This window comes from Micromonospora sp. CNZ296 (assembly GCF_007827635.1).
In genome coordinates, this window is record NZ_VISW01000015.1 from 61,698 (window position 1) to 79,260 (window position 17,563).

General features: G+C 71.9%; 22 protein-coding genes and 3 tRNA genes. 12 read left to right on the forward strand and 13 right to left on the reverse strand.

All coding sequences use genetic code 11. The features are described from left to right. Positions 1 to 59 precede the first annotated feature (59 nt). From FB455_RS23690 to FB455_RS23700, 3 genes are all read left to right on the forward strand, one after another. Positions 60 to 132, forward strand: a tRNA-Glu gene (locus tag FB455_RS23690). A gap of 33 nt (positions 133 to 165) precedes the next feature. Further along, positions 166 to 239: transfer RNA gene (locus FB455_RS23695), tRNA-Asp, on the forward strand. 76 nt (positions 240 to 315) lie between these two features. Continuing rightward, a tRNA-Phe gene (locus FB455_RS23700) sits at positions 316 to 389 on the forward strand. A 96-nt stretch (positions 390 to 485) separates the two neighbouring features. Here the strand turns inward: FB455_RS23700 and FB455_RS23705 are convergent. Further along, positions 486 to 1,013, reverse strand: a complete 528-nt coding sequence (locus tag FB455_RS23705) for a hypothetical protein (RefSeq protein WP_013283446.1) — start codon at positions 1,011 to 1,013, stop codon at positions 486 to 488. Between the two features lie 202 nt (positions 1,014 to 1,215). On the opposite strand from FB455_RS23705, the gene FB455_RS23710 reads away from it, so the two are divergent. Beyond that, entirely contained in the window at positions 1,216 to 2,136 is a 921-nt protein-coding gene (locus FB455_RS23710; RefSeq protein ID WP_232236750.1) for a TolB family protein, read from the forward strand. A 63-nt stretch (positions 2,137 to 2,199) separates the two neighbouring features. Here FB455_RS23710 and FB455_RS23715 read toward each other — a convergent pair whose 3' ends face one another. Further along, positions 2,200 to 2,637, reverse strand: coding sequence for an ArsI/CadI family heavy metal resistance metalloenzyme (locus FB455_RS23715; RefSeq protein ID WP_013283444.1), 438 nt, complete (start codon positions 2,635 to 2,637; stop codon positions 2,200 to 2,202). Positions 2,638 to 2,817: 180 nt separating this feature from the next. Between FB455_RS23715 and FB455_RS23720 the strand changes: the two genes are divergently transcribed. Next, positions 2,818 to 3,570: a hypothetical protein gene (locus FB455_RS23720; protein WP_091330451.1), complete on the forward strand. Its 753-nt coding sequence runs from the start codon at positions 2,818 to 2,820 to the stop codon at positions 3,568 to 3,570. Next, positions 3,567 to 3,947, forward strand: coding sequence for a winged helix-turn-helix domain-containing protein (locus FB455_RS23725; protein ID WP_013283442.1), 381 nt, complete (start codon positions 3,567 to 3,569; stop codon positions 3,945 to 3,947). The genes FB455_RS23720 and FB455_RS23725 overlap by 4 nt, the downstream gene beginning before the upstream one ends. Before the next feature lie 57 nt (positions 3,948 to 4,004). On the opposite strand, the gene FB455_RS23730 is transcribed toward FB455_RS23725, so the two are convergent. Next, complete coding sequence (locus FB455_RS23730) at positions 4,005 to 4,763, reverse strand: hypothetical protein (protein WP_145754994.1); 759 nt, start codon at positions 4,761 to 4,763, stop codon at positions 4,005 to 4,007. Positions 4,764 to 5,021: 258 nt separating this feature from the next. Between FB455_RS23730 and FB455_RS23740 the strand changes: the two genes are divergently transcribed. Further along, positions 5,022 to 5,537, forward strand: a complete 516-nt coding sequence (locus tag FB455_RS23740; RefSeq protein WP_030273417.1) for an SRPBCC family protein — start codon at positions 5,022 to 5,024, stop codon at positions 5,535 to 5,537. A 25-nt stretch (positions 5,538 to 5,562) separates the two neighbouring features. On the opposite strand, the gene FB455_RS23745 is transcribed toward FB455_RS23740, so the two are convergent. Then, positions 5,563 to 6,267 (reverse strand): DUF2786 domain-containing protein, encoded by a 705-nt coding sequence (locus FB455_RS23745; protein ID WP_013283439.1) that lies wholly within the window; start codon positions 6,265 to 6,267, stop codon positions 5,563 to 5,565. 45 nt (positions 6,268 to 6,312) lie between these two features. Then, entirely contained in the window at positions 6,313 to 6,702 is a 390-nt protein-coding gene (locus FB455_RS23750; RefSeq protein ID WP_013283438.1) for a hypothetical protein, read from the reverse strand. A 166-nt stretch (positions 6,703 to 6,868) separates the two neighbouring features. On the opposite strand from FB455_RS23750, the gene FB455_RS23755 reads away from it, so the two are divergent. Further along, positions 6,869 to 8,206, forward strand: a complete 1,338-nt coding sequence (locus FB455_RS23755; protein WP_013283437.1) for an ABC transporter substrate-binding protein — start codon at positions 6,869 to 6,871, stop codon at positions 8,204 to 8,206. A 63-nt stretch (positions 8,207 to 8,269) separates the two neighbouring features. Here FB455_RS23755 and FB455_RS23760 read toward each other — a convergent pair whose 3' ends face one another. Together FB455_RS23760 and FB455_RS23765 are read right to left on the reverse strand one after the other, a co-directional pair. Beyond that, positions 8,270 to 9,013, reverse strand: a complete 744-nt coding sequence (locus FB455_RS23760; RefSeq protein ID WP_013283436.1) for an enoyl-CoA hydratase/isomerase family protein — start codon at positions 9,011 to 9,013, stop codon at positions 8,270 to 8,272. Positions 9,014 to 9,065: 52 nt separating this feature from the next. After that, positions 9,066 to 9,923, reverse strand: coding sequence for a 3-hydroxyacyl-CoA dehydrogenase family protein (locus FB455_RS23765; RefSeq protein ID WP_013283435.1), 858 nt, complete (start codon positions 9,921 to 9,923; stop codon positions 9,066 to 9,068). 162 nt (positions 9,924 to 10,085) lie between these two features. Here FB455_RS23765 and FB455_RS23770 point away from each other — a divergent pair, with 162 nt between their 5' ends. Then, positions 10,086 to 10,373, forward strand: a complete 288-nt coding sequence (locus FB455_RS23770) for a hypothetical protein (protein WP_013283434.1) — start codon at positions 10,086 to 10,088, stop codon at positions 10,371 to 10,373. A 53-nt stretch (positions 10,374 to 10,426) separates the two neighbouring features. Here FB455_RS23770 and FB455_RS23775 read toward each other — a convergent pair whose 3' ends face one another. Beyond that, positions 10,427 to 11,206 carry a class I SAM-dependent methyltransferase gene (locus tag FB455_RS23775; RefSeq protein ID WP_013283433.1) on the reverse strand — a complete coding sequence of 260 codons (780 nt, stop codon included), beginning with the start codon at positions 11,204 to 11,206 and terminating at the stop codon, positions 10,427 to 10,429. 55 nt (positions 11,207 to 11,261) lie between these two features. On the opposite strand from FB455_RS23775, the gene FB455_RS23780 reads away from it, so the two are divergent. Further along, positions 11,262 to 11,654, forward strand: a complete 393-nt coding sequence (locus FB455_RS23780) for a PPOX class F420-dependent oxidoreductase (protein ID WP_013283432.1) — start codon at positions 11,262 to 11,264, stop codon at positions 11,652 to 11,654. A 71-nt stretch (positions 11,655 to 11,725) separates the two neighbouring features. Here the strand turns inward: FB455_RS23780 and FB455_RS23785 are convergent, their stop codons facing one another. After that, the gene (locus tag FB455_RS23785) at positions 11,726 to 11,935 is read right to left on the reverse strand and encodes a BldC family transcriptional regulator (protein WP_007073996.1); all 210 of its coding nucleotides are present in this window, start codon (positions 11,933 to 11,935) and stop codon (positions 11,726 to 11,728) included. Positions 11,936 to 12,191: 256 nt separating this feature from the next. Further along, the gene (locus FB455_RS23790; protein ID WP_013283431.1) at positions 12,192 to 13,031 is read right to left on the reverse strand and encodes a DUF8083 family protein; all 840 of its coding nucleotides are present in this window, start codon (positions 13,029 to 13,031) and stop codon (positions 12,192 to 12,194) included. Positions 13,032 to 13,206: 175 nt separating this feature from the next. Here FB455_RS23790 and FB455_RS23795 point away from each other — a divergent pair, with 175 nt between their 5' ends. Further along, positions 13,207 to 14,289 carry a Glu/Leu/Phe/Val family dehydrogenase gene (locus FB455_RS23795; protein ID WP_030273411.1) on the forward strand — a complete coding sequence of 361 codons (1,083 nt, stop codon included), beginning with the start codon at positions 13,207 to 13,209 and terminating at the stop codon, positions 14,287 to 14,289. A 291-nt stretch (positions 14,290 to 14,580) separates the two neighbouring features. Further along, positions 14,581 to 14,796, forward strand: coding sequence for a DUF3073 domain-containing protein (locus FB455_RS23800; protein WP_013283429.1), 216 nt, complete (start codon positions 14,581 to 14,583; stop codon positions 14,794 to 14,796). Between the two features lie 150 nt (positions 14,797 to 14,946). On the opposite strand, the gene amcA is transcribed toward FB455_RS23800, so the two are convergent. The 3 genes from amcA to purM all read right to left on the reverse strand — a co-directional run bounded on the left by amcA (position 14,947) and on the right by purM (position 17,513). After that, positions 14,947 to 15,159, reverse strand: a complete 213-nt coding sequence (gene amcA / locus FB455_RS23805) for a multiple cyclophane-containing RiPP AmcA (RefSeq protein WP_013283428.1) — start codon at positions 15,157 to 15,159, stop codon at positions 14,947 to 14,949. Next, positions 15,140 to 16,231 carry a cyclophane-forming radical SAM peptide maturase AmcB gene (gene amcB / locus FB455_RS23810; RefSeq protein WP_174361756.1) on the reverse strand — a complete coding sequence of 364 codons (1,092 nt, stop codon included), beginning with the start codon at positions 16,229 to 16,231 and terminating at the stop codon, positions 15,140 to 15,142. Before amcB ends, amcA begins: the two co-directional genes overlap by 20 nt. Before the next feature lie 127 nt (positions 16,232 to 16,358). Continuing rightward, positions 16,359 to 17,513 carry a phosphoribosylformylglycinamidine cyclo-ligase gene (gene purM, locus FB455_RS23815; protein ID WP_013283426.1) on the reverse strand — a complete coding sequence of 385 codons (1,155 nt, stop codon included), beginning with the start codon at positions 17,511 to 17,513 and terminating at the stop codon, positions 16,359 to 16,361. Between the last annotated feature and the right edge of the window lie 50 nt (positions 17,514 to 17,563).

The window sequence follows — 17,563 nt, forward strand, 5'->3', positions numbered from 1 at the left end:
GCGGGGCCGGATGGGAGCAAGTCCGCTTGAAGTTGCGAGTGTGCAATGATGGCGGGGCCGCCCTCATCGTCTAGCGGCCCAGGACGCCGCCCTTTCAAGGCGGTAGCACGGGTTCGAATCCCGTTGGGGGCACGGTCCGGCTCGCGCCGGATGCAACACCAGCCAGGTCCTGTGGAGCAGTTGGAGTGCTCGCCGCCCTGTCAAGGCGGAGGTCGCGGGTTCAAGTCCCGTCAGGACCGCAAGCGCTGACGCCGCGCAGCTCGATGCGCGGCGTTCTGCGTATCGGCCCGTGCGGTAGCATGTGCCGAGCACCACGGCCAGGTAGCTCAGTTGGTACGAGCGTCCGACTGAAAATCGGAAGGTCGGCGGTTCGACCCCGCCCCTGGCCACATAGCCTTTCGCCGGGCTACAGGAGCGCCGACCAGCGGGAACGCAGGTCGGCGTTCTGCTTTGTGCGCTAGAAGCCTGCCTGTCCGGTCTGCCCGTTACCTTTTTGCTTCGATCCGGCGCCGTCGCATGGACACAGCGACCAGTCCGGCGGCGAGAACTGTCAGCACGGCACCGCCCACGAGCCACAGACGGCCCGGCACCTGTGCAGGTGCCGGTAAGGCCGTGACGAGCGTCGGGGCGGCTGCGGGCGCGGACGGTGTGGTCTGCACCTGCGCAGGTGCGGCGGTGATTCCCGCGCACAGCCCGGTGACGCCGTCGCGGGAGTTCACGCGGTACCGGGTGCCGGTGCGGAAGTCGTAGCCGCAGCTCTCCTCCTGGCGGCCCACCCTCAGCCGGAGCGTGGCCCCTGCCCGGAGGCTGCCCTTCTCGACCGATTCCACCGCGAGCTGGACCCCGGTGTCCGTCACCTCGGTGATCGTGCCGACGACGATGAGGTCGGCACGCTCGTCCGCGCCGGTGCGCGCGCAACTGCACGCCCAGGCCGGCTCCGCCGGTGAGGCGACCACGACGAGGCCGAGGCTGAGGGCGGTCAGGGCGAGCAGAATCGCGGCGCGCAGCTTCACACCGATACCGACGCTCGGACGGCCCCTGTGGTTCCATCGGCCGGGTGCATCGCGACGGAGGCACCGCGGCGTGGAGCGGGCACTCGCGCGACGCGTCCCGCGTCTACGGTGAGCGGGCCCGCCGAGTGGCGGACAGGATGCCACCGGAAGGCCACGTGTGCGTGCGCTGCGTACGGCTCTGACGCCGGTCCTCGTACTGGCCGTGATCCTGCTCGGCGGGTGTGGCCGGGTCTCGGGGCTCCTGGACCGAGTCTCCCTGTTCCATCCGGTCTGGGCCGCCGACGGCTGGGTCTACTACCTGCGGGAGGTGACCTCGACCTCGGGCTCGGGAGTAGCCGAGGTGTGGCGGCAGCGACCCGATGGGAGCGCCGAGGAACCCGTTCTCAAGCGCGCGCCAGCGGTATCCACCTGCGAAGCGGGCTTGTTCAGCTTCCTGTTCGCCGGCCCCGGCGGCGACCTCGGGGTGGCCCTCGAATGCGGCTGGGACGAAACCGAGCTGCTCAGCTACTCGCCCGCCGACAGGACGTTCGAGCCTCTGGCGTCGACGCGTTTCCTCGCCGAAGCCGCACTCGTGAACCGTGGCGGCGGGGGATATGTGGAGGCGCCCCGGGAGTGCGGTCCGGGGGGAGTCCAGTTGCTCGCCGACGGGAAGGCGTACGAGTTCGGCTCTCCGGTGACGGTGGGCGGAGTGACCTTCAACCTGAGCGGCGGTGACACGGATTGCGAGTCGACGGTGCTGGCGCGGTCGCCTGCGGCGCTGGGTGAACGGCTGTTCTTCATCACCGCACCCGACTCCCTCGGCAGGTTGCCGCTGCCGCCCGAGGTGAGTCCGGACGATCTCACCTGGCACCTGACGGAGTGGGCCGTCGGATCGGCCACAGCCAGGTTCATCACGGAGCTTCCCGGCCTCGCCGACCTGGCGGTGTCGCCGGACGGCCGGTCGGTGATCGCCGCCGTCGCGTCGGACCACGTGGGCGGGGTCTGGTCGGTCGACGTCCGCACCGGGAAGAAGACGAGGATCGCCGGCGGCGCCCGCGCCTACCACCCGAGCTTCTCGCCGGACGGGAAGCGGTTCGTCTACGTCGAAAAGCTCGAACGGCTGAAATTCGCCGAGGCACGGTAGCCGCCGGCGCACGAAAGAGGTCCCCACCGGCGTGCAGGCCGGTGGGGACCTCGTGGCATCCGCTCAGACAGCGGCGGGCTGCTCCGCCGCGTCCGAGGCGCAACAGGCGCTCTCGGTCGCCTTCGCCAGCTGCGGCGAGTCGGCCTTGACCGTGTAGACCTCCCACGGCTCGTCGCCGGGGCCGCGTACCCAGACCTTGTCCTGGAGCGCGTAGCAGCACTCGGTGTCGTTCTCCTCCAGCGTGATCAGGCCGGACTCGGTGAGGCGGTTGGTCGCGGCGTTGACCTCCTCGGTGGTGGACACCTCGACCCCGAGGTGGTCCATCACCGTCGGCAGGCCGGGCTCACCTTCGAGGAGTACGAGCTTCAGCGGCGGGTTCTCCACCGCGAAGTTGGCGTAGCCGGGGCGGCGCTTGGCCGGCTCGACGCCGAACAGCTTGCTGTAGAAGGCCACGGAGCCTTCGAGGTCGGACACGCGCAGGGCGAGCTGGACGCGGGACATGGGAACCCCCTGTCTAGATGTTTATCGAAGCAGTCTCCACCCTGCCTCTTGATTCGAAGTCTGTCAACCTAGAGAAATGTCGAAACAGGCGCGGATGTTCGAGACCCTCGACCTCTTGCGCGAATAGGTTTGCGCTGCAAACCTATTTGGGTCACAGCGCTACGGCTGCCGGGAGGAACCATGCCGTCCGAGTCACCCCGCGAGGACGATGCCCAGGAACTGCTCGCCTCGATGACCACCCTCCGCCGGCAGGCGCGGGCGGCCCGTCAGGCGTACTGGCTTCCGCTCCTGCTCTTCGGGGTGCTCATCGCGGCGGCCGCGCCGCTGTACGTGGAGTCGGCGGAGCCACCCGCGCTGCGCGCCGGGTCCGACGGTCCTGTCCTGACCGGTCTCGGCGGCGGCTTCCTGGAGAAGTCGACCGCTCTGGGCTGGTACTGGCTGGCCGCGCTCGTCGGCGGCTACCTGGCCGGCCTGGCCTGGTACCGCTGGCACGGCCGGCGAGCGGGCGTTCAGACCCCGACCCGTGCGTACGTCATCGCCGGCATCGCGGGCACACTCGTCGGCCTCGCCCTTCCGGTCGTCCTGGAGTTCCTGCTGTTCAACACCAGCGCACCCGTGTCGGGCGGCACCAGTTGGCTGACCGGTCCGCTGCTCGGCCTCGCCAACCGGGGCATGCTGCCGCACCTCGTGATCGCCGTGGGCCTGGCGGTCCTCGCCCACCTCGAACGCAGCCGTAGCCTGTGGGTCGTGGTCGGGCTCTACACCGTCGTGCTCGTCGCCGTGAACGCCTGGTTCCAGGTCTCCGACCTGCAACCGGGTGATCTGACCCGGTTCAGCTTCATGCTTGCGGCAATGCTCCCGGCACCGGTCCTGCTGATCGGCGGGGGTCTGACGCTCGCCGCCGCGAAGAAGCAGCACAATGGGTACGCGTGAGCACCGTGGACGACCCTCGCGCGGGCGGGCCGTTCCCGACGAACGGTCTCGACGACACGGTCCACCAGCGGCACCGGCTCGGCATCCTGACCATCGCCGCCGAAGGCGAGCGGGTGGAGGTGGCCTATCTCCGGGAGGCCCTCGAACTCACCGCGGGCAACCTGTCCCGGCACCTCACCGTGCTGGAGGAGGCACGCCTGATCCAGGTGGAGAAGGGTTACCACGGCCGTCGTCCGCGGACGTGGATCCGGATCACCAGGGAGGGACGTCAGGCCCTGCAGTCTGAGATCGCCGCCCTCCAGGAACTCCTCCGCCGCCACCAGCAGGCCGCACAGCCCTCCACCTCGGCCGGTCCGGACGACTTCCCACCCGCGTGATGCCCTCCCCGGTCACCCGATCCCGGACAGGCGGGCGGCGGGACCGGCGGCGGGCGGTCAGGTCTTTGGGGGGCGGCGGTTCTGGGTGGGGCTGCCCTGGATCGCCTCCCAGACGCTCCGGCCGGCCTGCCGGAGTGCCTGTCCGGCCTGTCCCGCCAACTGTGCCGCCTCGGCGGCGGCGCTCGCCGGCTGGCCGGTCCCGCCCGGGCGCTCCGAACCGCGCTTCTTCTCGGTGGGACGTTCCGCCGACGGGCCCGCACCGGCGCCCTGCCCCGATCCGGCGGCACGCTCGGACTCCGTCCGCGCCGGGCGCCCGGGCGGCTCGGGTGCCTCGATCGGGCCGGACACCGCCGGAGCGGTGCGCTCGACCACCTCGCCGGCTGCGGCCACCGTACGACCGGTCTGGTCCACCACCGGCGCGGCGAGCCGGTGCACGTCGTCCAGGGTGACACCGGCCGAGCGGGCCAGCGCGTCGATCAGCTGCGGGTTCCGGTCGATCGTGGTCAGCGCCCGGTCCAGGATCTGCACCAGCTTCTCCAGCCGTACCTTGAGCAGCGCCTCGGCGCTCACCCCGGTGATGTCCAGCTCGACGCCCTCCAGGTGCACCCGGACTCCGGCGTCGAGCTGGAGCAGGTTGGCCAGCCGGGCGCGCAGCGACAGGTCGGCGTCGAGCCCGTCCACCGCGAGCCGGATCTCGTCGACTGTCAGCTCAGGCACGTCGAGCAGGACGTCCGGCTCCGACTCGGGACCGGCCGGCGAGCCGGTCAGTTCGTCACCGGGGTCCGGCACTGGTTCGGTGGCTCGGCTGTCGGTCATGCTCCCCGCTCTCCCATCGGTCCGATCGGCCGCGGTTACCCGCTTTCCGGTACGGCATCCGTCGCCCACCCCCACCTCGCGGATGCCCGCCCTGACCTCCCGGAAGCCCCGCCGGGGCACCTCCCGGAAGCGCCGTCGCGCCTTGCGCAGAGCGCCTGTCCCACCACTCAGCGCTGTCGGGAACCGGTGTTCCCGGTGTCCGGAAGCGGGCGGAACGGAAGCTGCACACCGAGACATGAGCCGGTATGGTCCGGACCTATGGGACAGGAGATGGCCGATCCGGATGAGGTCCGGCAGGAATCCGACCGCTTCTCCCTCCGCAGCAGCCTGCTCGTCCCGGCATCCGCCGAGCGGGCGTACGCCGTCTTCACCGGCGCGCTCGCCGACTGGTGGGTGCGCGAATACACCTGGTCCGGCCCGGAGGCGCTCGCCGCGATCGGCATCGAGCCGCGGGCCGGCGGCATGCTCTACGAGATCGGCCCGTACGGCTTCCGCAACGACTGGGGCCGCGTGCTGACCTGGGATCCGCCCCGGCGCCTGGTGTTCACCTGGCAGATCGGCCCGGACCGGGTGCCGGTGCCGGATCCGGCGCGGGCCAGCGAGGTGGAGGTCCTGTTCCACGCCGACGGTCCGGAGCGGACCCGGGTGGACGTCGAGCACCGCTACTTCGACCGGCACGGCACGGCGGCCGAGGGCTACCGCGAGGCGCTCACCGCGGGCTGGCACGAACTGCTCTGCCGCTACCTGGCGACCGTCGCCCGCACCAGCGCCTGACCCGCACCGACCGGACAGCAGCCCGTCAGCCGGCGATACCGGGCGCCGCGCCGGTCCCGGCCACGCCGGTGCCACCGAGGTCGGCCCGGCGGCCGGCGTCCGCGCCGGAACCGAAGCCACCGCCCGCCAGCCGCCGTCGCGGGGCGGTGCGCAACCGGGGGTACGCCTCGGCGACCCGGCGCTGGACCCGATCGGAGCGGTCGGCGAGCACCAGAGCCGTGGAGGTTCCACCCGACTCCGCCACCGCCTTGCTCTCGGCCGCGCGCAGTCGTTCCGCGACGACGTACGCGAACCCGGCCAGCCAGGTACGCCGGAACGCCGCCGGGTGCTCCCCGGCCGGTACGACAGCACCGGCGAGCCCGTGCGCGGCCTGCACCAGCAGCGAGGTGAACAGCAGCTCGACCCGTTCCAGGTCGCTGGCGAAGCCGAACAGGTGCATGACGAAGCCGTTGCCCTGCCGGCGGCGTACGCATCGGCACCGCAGCGGTTCGGCGACCGCCGCGAGCAGGCCGGCCTTGTCCCGGGCGTACGGCGCGACCACGTCGACGGTCCGGTCACCGACCGGGTCGGCGGCCGGGTCGCGGGCGGCGAGCAGCGCCCGGTCGACGCCGTAGCGGGCGATCAGCTCGGTGGCCTTGGCCATGAAGGCGGCCGACTCGGCGGGCGTGCAGGCCGGGTCCTCGGCCTGGGCGAGCAGCTTGCGCACCTTGCTGAGCATCGCCTCGGACATGCACCCAGAGCTACCACAGCCGAGGGGCCGGGCCGCGCGCCGGGCTCAGTCCGACCGGCTGCGCAGCGTGGCGATGGTCGACCCGGCGAGCGTGAGCAGGCAGTCGGGCAGCAGCCCGTCGGCGGCCGCCGCCCCGAACAGCGCCTCGCCGGTGTCCGCGTCGTCGTTGGCGCACGCGCTGACGAAACGGGCCACCCAGCGGGTGTCGTAGTCGGCCTGGTCGATGCCGGGGAAGTCGAGGGCGGCGCCGCCGCCCGGGGTGTCGTCGCCGAGCATGGTGGCGGCGAGGCACCACGCCACTCCGTACGCCCCGGCGAGGCCGGAGCGGTCCACCACCGCGTCGAACGTGCCCACCACGCCGGCGCCGTCACCGGCGAGGGCGGAACGGAGCACGGCGGTCGCGTCGTCGAGCGTCTGCTGTGCTTCGTCGTTCACCCGCGGAACAGTATCGCCGGGGGTCAAGCCGTGACCCGGAAACGGCTCGTCGACCACGCAGAGTGATACCCGCAGTCGGGGTGCCGACGGAGCCGACTCCACAGTCCCGCATGCCGCGCGAGCACGCTAAGGTGCGCAGCGGACCTTCGCCGGAGGAAGGACGACCATGCTGAGAACACGCACGTCGCGCGCGGCCCTGTCCATGGCCTGCGCGGCGCTTCTGCTCGCCACGAGCGCCTGCGGGAGCGACGAGCCGGAGGAAACGCCTGCCACCCAGGTACGCCTCTACGGCACCGACGGCAACATGCTCAATTCGTACGCCGCGGAACTCAAGGACCGCGCGGACCTGGTGAACGGGATGAAGGGCACCACGCCCCTCACTCCGCTTGCCGAGAGCTTCAAGGAGCGACTACTCGCCGTAGACCCGAAGCTGGGTGACTTCCTCTACTCCGCCGAGTCGTACGACGCGGTGGTGATCAGCGCGCTGGCCGCCCAGCTCGCCGGCACCACCGCTCCGGCCGAGATCGCCAAGCAGATCGTCGGGGTGACCACCGGCGGTGAACGCTGCGACGACGTGACGGCCTGCCTCCAGCTCGCCCGCGCGGGCCGGGACATCGAGTACCGGGGCGTGTCGCTGACCCGCGCCGGGTTCACCGACACCGGCGAGCCGGCCACCGCGAGCTACGGCACCATGCACTTCGACAACCAGAAGATCGACGACAGCAAGACCGAGTTCGTCGGCGCCGGTGAGGAGTCGGGGGCGAGCACGAAGGCCCCGCCGCGTGGGCGCAAGCCGCGCGACGGCAAGGCGAAGGACGCCCCGCTGGTCCTCGGCGGGCTGCTGCCGAAGACCGGTGACCTGGCGCTGGCGAACCCGCCGCTGGCGGCCGGCGCGGCGCTCGCGATCCGTGAGGTCAACGCCGCAGGTGGTGTGCTCGGCGAGCCGGTGAAGTGGATCGAGGGCGACGACGGCACCAACCCGGAGGTCGCCAAGGCCACCGTCGCCTCGCACGTCAGCAAGGGCGTCCAGGTCATCATCGGCGCGGGCGGCTCCGGCATCTCCCGGGCCGTACTGCCGGACGTGGTGGCCGCCGGCCGGATCCTGTTCTCCCCGTCGAACACCGACGCGGGGCTGAGCGCTGTGGACGACAAGGGCCTCTACTTCCGTACCGCGCCGCCGGACAGCCTCCAGGGCCGCGCGCTGGCCGACGTGATGCTCCGGGACGGGCCGCGCAAGATCGCAATCCTGGCCCGTAAGGACTCGTACGGCGAGGGCCTCCAGGAGAACGTCCGCTCGGAGCTGGAGAAGGCCGGGATCGGCGCGGACCGGATCAAGCTGCTGACCTACGAGCCGCCGGCCGACCCGAAGACGCCTGTCGACTTCAGCGGCACCGCCAAGGAGATCAAGGCGTTCGGCCCGGAGGCGCTGCTGCTCATCGGCTTCGCCGAGTCCGCGCCGGCGATCACCGCGCTGGACGACGCGGGAGTCGACATCAAGCACTGACGCGTACCGACGCGAAGGGCCGCACCGGGGAGACCGGTGCGGCCCTCGTCGTCTCTCCCGGGCTCAGCGGGCCCGGCGCCGGTCCAGGAACTCGGTCATCCGCCGGTGTTTCTCCTCGTCCTCGAAGAGCACCGCCTGGCTCAGCAGGTCCAGCTGCGGGTGCGCGGCCGCCGGGGCGTCCACCGCCATCTTGGTCAGCCGCAGCGCCAGCGCGGAGCCCTTCGCCATCTCGTCGAGCAGGCCGTGCGCGGTGGGCAGCAGCTCCGCCGGGTCGGCCACCACCCGGTTCACCAGCCCGATCCGCAGCGCCTCCTCGGCGTCCACCCGCCGGCCGGTGAACAGCAGCTCCTTGGCCCGGGCCTCACCGATCAGCGCCGGCAGCCGGTAGGTCGCGCCCGCGCCGGCCAGGATGCCCAGCCGCACCTCGGGCTGGCCGAACACCGCTCGGTCCGTGCACACCCGGAGATCGCAGGCGTACGCCAGCTCGGCGCCGCCGCCCAGCGCCGGCCCGTCGACTGCGGCCACGGTGGGCATCGGCAGCGCCCGGATGCGGGCGAAGACGCCCTGGTTGATGGCGGCCAGCGCGTCCAGCCGGCCACGCTCCCGGAGCTGGGCGATGTCGGCGCCCCCGGCGAAGATGCCCGCCGTCCCGCCGGTGAGCAGCAGCAGCCGGGGACGCGCCTCCAGGTCGGCGCAGACCGCATGCAGCTCACCCACCAGGTCGGCGTCGATGGCGTTGCGCTTCTCCGGCCGGTCCAGCGTGACCACGAGCCGGTCCGGCAGCTCCTCGATCCGCAGCCCGCTCACTGTGCCGGCCTGTCGTTCGCGACTGCGGGGCTCGCAAGCTCACTCCTCGCGCTCACTGCTTCACGCCGTCCTTCCACGTGTAGAAGCCCCGCCCCGACTTCTTGCCCAGCTTCCCGGCGGCCACCATCTCGACGAGCAGCGGCGGCGGCGCGAAGCGGTCCCCGTACGCGGCCTGGAGCGTGCGCGCGATGTCGAGCCGCACGTCCAGGCCGACCAGGTCGGTCAGCTCCAGCGGGCCGATCGGGTGCCGGTAGCCGAGCACCATCGCCTTGTCGATGTCGGCCGGGCTCGCCACCCCGTCGGCCACCATCCGGATCGCCTCCAGGCCGAGCGTGACGCCCAGCCGGGAGGTGGCGAAGCCGGGCATGTCGCGTACGACGACGGGGTCCTTGCCGAGCCGGGCGGCGAGCGCGACGGCCGCCTCGGTCGTCTCCGGCGCGGTGGCCGGGCCGACCACGACCTCGAGCAGCGCCATCGCCCACACCGGATTGAAGAAGTGCAACCCGACGAAGTCGGCGGGGCGGTCCAGCCCGGCGGCCAGTTCGGCGATCGGGATGCTGGAGGTGTTGCTGCCCAGCAGCGCCGGCCGGCGGCTCTCCGCCTCGCGCAGGACGGCACGCTTGAGGTCGAGCCGCTCGGGCACCGCCTCCACGATCACGTCGGCGCCCTCGGCCACCTCGGCGAGCCCGGCCCGGAGCGTGACGCGCTCACGGTTGGCGGTGGCGGCCTCCTCGGTCAGCTTGCCGCGCTGCACGCCCCGGTCCCACAGCTCGCCGAGCCGGCGCAGGGCCTCGGCGCCCCGGGCGGGGTCGACCTCGACCAGTTCGACCGCGTACCCGGCGCCGGCCGCCACGTACGCGATGCCGAGGCCCATGGTGCCGGCCCCGACGACCACAAAACGACCACTCATCGACGTCCCCTCGCCGCGGCGGGGGCGCGCGGGGTCTCCGCCGCCGGGCCCGTCCGCTCGCTCGTTCCTGCATGCGACCCTATGCATGGCCGGGCCGCCGGGATGCGTGGGGGCGGAGCGGACGGGGTAAGGACGGCCCTCAACGCCGAAGGAAGGAACGAGATGAGCCAGGCACCGGAGAGCGCGGAGAGCACCGAGACGGTCGAGACCCGCGGCGACGAGCGGGTGGACCTGCTCCGTGCGGACACCAACAACGACGGCAAGACCGACGTGTGGGTGGTGGACACCGACGGCGACGGCAAGGCCGACCTGTTCCAGTTCGACACCGACGGTGACGGCAAGGTGGACATCACCATGGTGGACATCGACGAGGACGGCACGCCGGACGAGGTGGTCGACGGCGACGGCGGGCTGCCCCCGGAGCAGACCACCCCCACCGTCCAGGTCTGAGCACGTAAGGAAGGGCCCCTTCTTAACGCCTAGGCGCTTGAAAGGGGCCCTTCCTAACGCCGCAGCTCCAAGGTGGCGAGGTAGTAGGGGTGGTCGGTGTCGTCCACGTCGGTCAGTCGCCACTGTGAGCCGTGGACCAGCTCGGCGAACTCCTCGGGCGAGCAGACCAGGTAGTCGAACCAGTCGGTGCCGAGCAGCCGGTAGCGCAGCCGCAGCCGTAGTTGCCCGCCGATCCGGCCCCGCCGGCGGTTGCGCTCGTGGTAGGCGGTGTGCACCGGGTCGGTGGTCCCGTACGGGTCGGTGCCGTGGGCGATCACCCGGGCGCCGGGACGGGCCAGCGCGGCGAGCGCCGCGAGCATCGCCGGGGCGCGTTCCCGCCCTTCGAACAGTCCCAGGTTGTTGCCGAGCAGCAGGAACGTGTCGTACCGGCGGCCGTCGGCGGCGTGCTCGTCGACTGTGCCGTGCACCAGGTCGCGTACGCCCCGGTGCCGGCTGACCCGCAGCGCCCCGAGCGAGGTGTCCAGTCCGGTGACCGGTACGCCCCGGTCCTGGAGGTGCAGCGCGATCCGGCCGGCGCCGACGCCGACGTCGAGCACGTGTCCGCGTACCCGGTCCACGGCCCGGTGGTCGTGCGGCTGCCACCGCTGCGGCGGGTCCAGGTAGTGCTCGGCGGGCGCGCCGTTGACCAGCCCGTCGTCGCGCTCGATGATCTCGATGACCGGGCGGGGTAGGCGACCGCCGGCCATCGGGCGCGGTCCGATCCCGGTGGCGACCGCGTACGCGTCGCGGATCATCTCGCCGAACACGTCGCCGATCTCGGGTTCCCCGGTCATGCCCGCAACGCTATCCGGGGGTCGGCGGCGCCGTCGCCGCCGTATCCTTGGCGGCGTGACCGACCTGGACCGCCTGGCGGCGGAGAAGTACGTCCTGCTCACCACGTTCCGCAAGGACGGCCGGGCGGTGCCGACTCCGGTGTGGGCGGTACGCGACGGCGACGGGCTGGCGGTGTGGACGGTGGCCGACTCCGGCAAGGTGAAGCGCATCCGGCGCGACGGCCGGGTGACGGTGGCCCCGTGCGACGTGCGCGGCCGGCCGCACGGCGAGGCGGTGCCGGGTCACGCGACGATCGCCGACCCGGAGAGCACGAACCGGGTCCGAGGGCTGCTCAAGCGGAAGTACCGGCTGATCGGACGGCTGAGCCTGTTGGGCAGCCGACTGCGCCGGGGTGAGCGCGGCACTGTGGGGCTGCGGATCGTGCTGGACGGCCCGGGGCGCGACTGAGCCCGGACACGATCAAGGGCGGCGCCGCGACGGCACCGCCCTTGATCGGAACGCCGGAGAACGCCGGTTCGTCAGTCTCCCTGGCGCTGCTGGGGGATCTGCCCCTGCAGCAGGGCCCGAACCTCCGACTCGCGGTAGCGGCGATGGCCGCCCAGGGTCCGGATGGCACTGAGCTTGCCAGCCTTGGCCCACCGGGTCACCGTCTTCGGGTCGACACGGAACATCGACGCCACCTCGGCCGGTGTGAGTAGCGGCTCAGGTTCGTGCGTTCGCGATGCCATCGGGGTCACTCCTCCACATGTATAGACATCGGCCGGGGTCCCGCCGGCCGACGCGTCTCCCATGGTCCGGCTAGTCCCCGATGTCCGACATGGGCCGAACGGCTGAAGGTCCCTAGACGGACGGATGAAGCATGCCCGATTTTTACGACTTTTATGCCGCAGAAACTACCTTATTCGGACTCATGATCACGGTTCGTGACGCATCAACTACGAGACACTCTCGTGTCCAAGGCCACTTAGCAGGGCAAACCGGGCGTCAGTTGCACCGTTCGAGCAGCTGCACCGCGCGCCAGCGGGCGACCAGCTTGTCGTACGCGGCGGACGCCTCCTCGGCCTCGCCCCGACCCAGTCCGGACAGTCCGGTGGCCACCAGCTCGGTCGAGTCGTCGGCTTCGAGCGTCTCGTCCGGCAGCAGTTGCACCAGGCCGCCGTAGTCCAGCTCGACCACCGAGCGCGGGTGGAACTCCTCCAGCCACCGGGCCGCCTCCTCGACCGCCTCGGTGATGGGCGCCTCGCCGATCGACTTGCGCAGCACCGACAGCGCCCGGGACGCCCGGCGGCGCGCCTTGGAGATCTCGGTGCGGTAGCGCAGCGCCCGCCGCTCCGGCTCGGTGACCAGGTGCCGCTCGCCGGCCTCGAACAGCACGAACCAGCGCAGGGGCACGCCCCAGGTGGCGATCTGCTCGTGCACCCGGGGCACCCCGTGCTCCAGCACCCGGGCGCCGCTGCGCCAGTCCTCCACCACGGCCTTGGCCTGCCCGGCGAGCACGGGCGGCACGAACGCGTCGGCCAGCACCGAGGGCACGCCGTCGCGGGCGCTCAGCGCCGCCTCGGCGACCCGGATACGCAGGTTCCAGGGGCAGACCAGCAGCGCGTCGTCGGACTCCAGGACGTACGCCTCGTCGGGCAGGTCGGGCAGCCGGGTCCAGCCGGCGCCGAGCGCCTCGATCACCGCCGTCCGCTGCCGTACCGGTCCCTCCAGCGGGGCGATCGCGCGGCCCTCGCTGACGTACCGGCGCCAGTACGACTGCCGGTCCCGGTCGAAGGCGGTCAGCGGCTCGTACACGCGCAGGTATGAAGCGAAGAGCGACGGCACGGCGCGATCCTCCCACGAGACGGGACCGCCCGTCGCCGCCCTCGGGCCCGTGGCGTGACATGCGCGACAGTACGGTTCGGGCCGATATTAGGCTCAACGACACCGGCAGCATCCCGCCGGCGTGCCACCCGGGTTCCGCGCCCCACAAGGGCGCACACCGACACAGGAGTCAGCCATGGGCGTATTCGCCAGTACCGACGACCCCGTCTCCACGGGGCATGAGCAGGTCGTGTTCTGCCAGGACAAGCAGTCCGGCCTGAAGGCGATCATCGGGATCTACTCGACCGCGCTGGGCCCCGCGCTCGGCGGCACCCGGTTCTACCCGTACGCCAGCGAGGCCGAGGCCCTCGCCGACGTGCTCGACCTCTCCCGCGGCATGGCCTACAAGAACGCCCTGGCGAACCTCGACCTCGGTGGCGGCAAGGCGGTCATCTGGGGTGACCCCGAGCAGATCAAGAGCGAGGCGCTGCTGCGCGCGTACGGCCGCTTCGTCGAGGCGCTGAACGGCCGCTACTACACCGCCTGCGACGTGGGCACCTACGTGGCGGACATGGACGTGATCGCCCGGGAGACCCGCTACGTGACCGGCCGCAGCGTGGAGCACGGCGGCGCGGGCGACTCCTCGATCCTCACCGCCTGGGGCGTGTTCCAGGGCATGCGGGCCGCCGCCGAGCACGTCTGGGGCAGCCCGACGCTGGCCGGCCGCCGGGTCGGCGTGGCCGGGCTGGGCAAGGTCGGCAAGTACCTGACCGCCCACCTGCTCGACGACGGCGCCGAGGTCGTGGCGACCGACGTCAGCCCGCGCGCCCTGGAGTGGGCGCGCACCACCCACCCGCAGGTCACCCTGGTCGACGACACCGAGGCGCTGGTCACCTCCGACATCGACGTGTACGCCCCGTGCGCGCTCGGCGGCGCGCTGAACGACGACACCGTGCCGGTGCTGCGGGCGAAGGTGGTCACCGGGGCGGCGAACAACCAGCTCGCCCACCCGGGCATCGAGAAGGTGCTCGCGGACCGGGGCATCCTCTACGCGCCGGACTACGTGGTGAACGCCGGTGGCGTGATCCAGGTGGCCGACGAGATCGAGGGCTTCAACTTCGACCGGGCCAAGCTGCGCGCGACCCGGATCTTCGACACCACCCGGCAGATCCTCCAGCTCGCCGACGACGAGGGCGTGCCGCCGGCGGTCGCCGCGGACCGGCTCGCCGAGCGGCGGATGGCCGAGGTCGGCCGGCTGCGCACGATCCATCTGCGGTGAAGCTCACCTCCGGGGGCGGGGCGGCGCTCCACCCCCGGAGGCGGTGCGCGTTAAGCTGATTCTCGGGCTCGTTAGTACCGGTATGTCCGGTGTCACGGCCAGCCCCGGGGCTTACCCCTTACCCGGTACACTTTGTGACGGCTGGACCACTGCGACGCGCAGGTCCGGTCGACGGTGACCCGAGGTGCCGAACGATGGCATCCCCATGTACCGTAAGAGCCACGAGAGATGCCTGACGTCATCGGGGCCCGCCTTCGGGCTGCCCCGCATTCTGTGCGAGGGGGTCGAGCCATGGGGCGCGGCCGTGCTAAGGCCAAGCAGACGAAGGTGGCCCGGGAGTTGAAGTACCACTCCCCGAACACCGACCTAACCGCCTTGCAGCGCGAACTGGCGGGTAGTGGAAAGTCTGAGCACAACTTCGACGACGACTACAAAGAGTATGTCGACGACGATGACGAGGACCACGCGGACGACGACCCGGACACCTGGGCTCGTCCGACCCGCTGACCTCCGGTCACATCTGAGCACGCGGTAACCCCCGCGTGCTCACGCATGTGCTCTGCTGAGCCGGCGTACGACCGACGATCAGGGACCTGCCGGCGCTCCGGGGCGCCCGCTCCGACGCGCCGGCAGGTCCTTGATCGCGGAACCGTTCCCTCAGCGTGGCCGGTTGTTCCAGTTGTAGAACGTCGGGATGTTCTCGAAGTGGTTCCACGCGCACACCGCGTCGGCGCCGTCGCCGCCCGACACCTCCGCCCGCAGCAGCCGCGCCGCCTCCGCCTCCCGAAGCAGAGCGGTAAGCCCCGCAGCGGCGTCCCGCACCCGGTCGGCGACCGCCTCCCGGTCGGTGTCACTGATGGTCTCGGGCATGCTCCAACACTCCCTCCAGTAGGCGGATCTTGCTGTTACGGCAGTGCTCGGTCTCCGTACCGTCGAAACGCCCCAGCTCGAAGTAGCGGTTGGCGGCGTGCCCGCCGCCACAGAACCCGAAGTACGCGCAGGACGCCCGGCACGCCTCCACGCCGGTGAGGAACTCGCCCACCCACGGCGTACCGGCCGCGCCCGCGAGGATGTCGCCCAGCGGCGTGGTCAGCACGTTCCCGCTGGCGAAGTCGCCGTACCGGGGGTCGGTGAAGCCGGCCAGCTCCGGCGAGAGCACCACCACCGAGCCGTCGTGCCCGACCGTCGGGATCGGGTCGAGGCTCCGGGGCAGCAGGTCGTCGGCGGTGCCGGCCAGGACCGCGCCCGCGTACCGCAGCGACCACTCCACCTCACGCAGGTGGATCCGGGGATCCCGGCGCCAGGCCGCCACCAGCTCCGCCCAGAACCCGGTGACCGCACCCTCGTCGCGCGCGTTCGTCCGGGTGTTGACGCCCTCGGTCTCCTCGATGTTGACGCCGAGCACGTCGCAGCCCAGGTCGAGGAAGTAGTCGTACAGCTCGGTCGCCAGGCCCGGTTCCGGCCGCGAGACCACCGCGAGCGCCGAGAACGGCAGGCCGTGGCGGCGCAGCGCCGCCACACCCGCCACGATCCGGTCGTACGCGGGCCGCCCGCCCCGGGTGACCCGCTCGCCGTTGCGCGCCCGCGGCCCGTCCACGCTGATGCTGACCCGCACCCGGTGCTCGGCGAAGAACGCGCACCAGGCGTCGTCGATCAGGGTGGCGTTCGTCTGCACGTGGTGCTCGACGTCGGGCCCGAACGGCGCCAGCAGCGCGGCCAGGTGCTCCCGGCCCGCAGCGAGCGGCTCCCCTCCGTGCCAGACCACGGAGAATCGACCGCCCGCCGCCCACGGGTTCACCGACGCCGCCACCGCCTCGGCGACGGCCACCGGCATCCGCCTGTCGACCGCCCGGAAGGGGAGGTAGCAGTAGGCGCAGTCGAGGTTGCACAGCGTCGTCGGCTGCATCACCACGTACGACGGGACGGCAGAGATGCCCCGCATCCCTCCGGGCGTGCGCGCAGCCATCAGCACCTCCCCCGCCTGCCTGAAAACCGAACCTCCAGGCTAGGCCGCGGCGACCGCTCGGGTGAACCCCCGATAAAGTGCCCGGCCGATCGGCGCAGGGTGATCAGCCTCGGGTGTGCTGCCCGACCATCTGCACGTTGCCGGACCCCTCGATGATCTCGCCGGCCTGCCAGGCGTCCACGCCCCGGCCGGTCAGGGTGGCCAGCGCGCGGTCGGCGTCCTCGGCGGAGACGATCGCGAACATGCCGACGCCCATGTTGAAGGTCGCCTCCATCTCCGGGTCCTCGATCCGGCCCTTGGACTGGATCAGGTCGAAGATCGGCTGCGGCTTCCAGGTGGAGCGGTTCACCACGGCGTCGACGTGCTCGGGCAGCACCCGGACCAGATTGCCGGGGATGCCGCCGCCGGTGACGTGGGCCAGCGCCCGCACCTCGGCCTCGGCGATCAGCTTGAGGCAGTCCTGTGCGTAGATCTTGGTCGGGGTGAGCAGCTCCTCGCCGAGCGTCCGCTGGCGGCCGAAGTCGTCGATCACCACGTCCAGCCGCATCCGGCCGGCGCCGAGCAGCACGTGCCGGACCAGGGAGTAGCCGTTCGAGTGCAGGCCGGACGAGCGCATGGCGATCACCACGTCGCCCACCTCGACGCGCTCCGGGCTGAGGATCTCGCTCTCCTCCACCACGCCGACGCCCGTGGCCGAGATGTCGTACTCGTCGGGGCGCAGCACGCCCGGGTGCTCGGCGGTCTCGCCACCCAGCAGCGCGCAGCCGGCGTACCGGCAGCCGTCCGCGATGCCCGCGCCGATCTCGGCGACCTTGTCCGGCACGACCTCGCCGGTGGCGATGTAGTCGAGCAGGAACAGCGGCTCGGCGCCGCAGGCCACCAGGTCGTCGACGACCATGGCGACCAGGTCGATGCCGACCGTGTCGTGGATGTCGAGCTGCTGGGCGATCACCAGCTTGGTGCCCACGCCGTCGGTCGAGGAGGCCAGGATCGGGTTCTTGTACTTCTTCGTGTCCAGCCGGAACAGGCCGGCGAAGCCGCCCAGGTCACCCATGACCTCGGGGCGCCGGGTCTCCTTGACCTTCGACTTGAGCAGCTCGACCGCGCGGTCGCCCGCCTCGATCGACACCCCGGCGTCGGCGTACGAGACCGAGCGTTTGCGCTGCGTCCGGCCGGAACCCGCCGACCAGGGCTGGCGGTCGCCGCCGGCGCCCGTCGGGCTGGATCCTGCGCCGCTGCGCTCGGACACGTGCGTCACGGTTCTCCCCTTTGTGGTTCCCGCGGGCCCGGAGCGGCCGGACCCGCGTC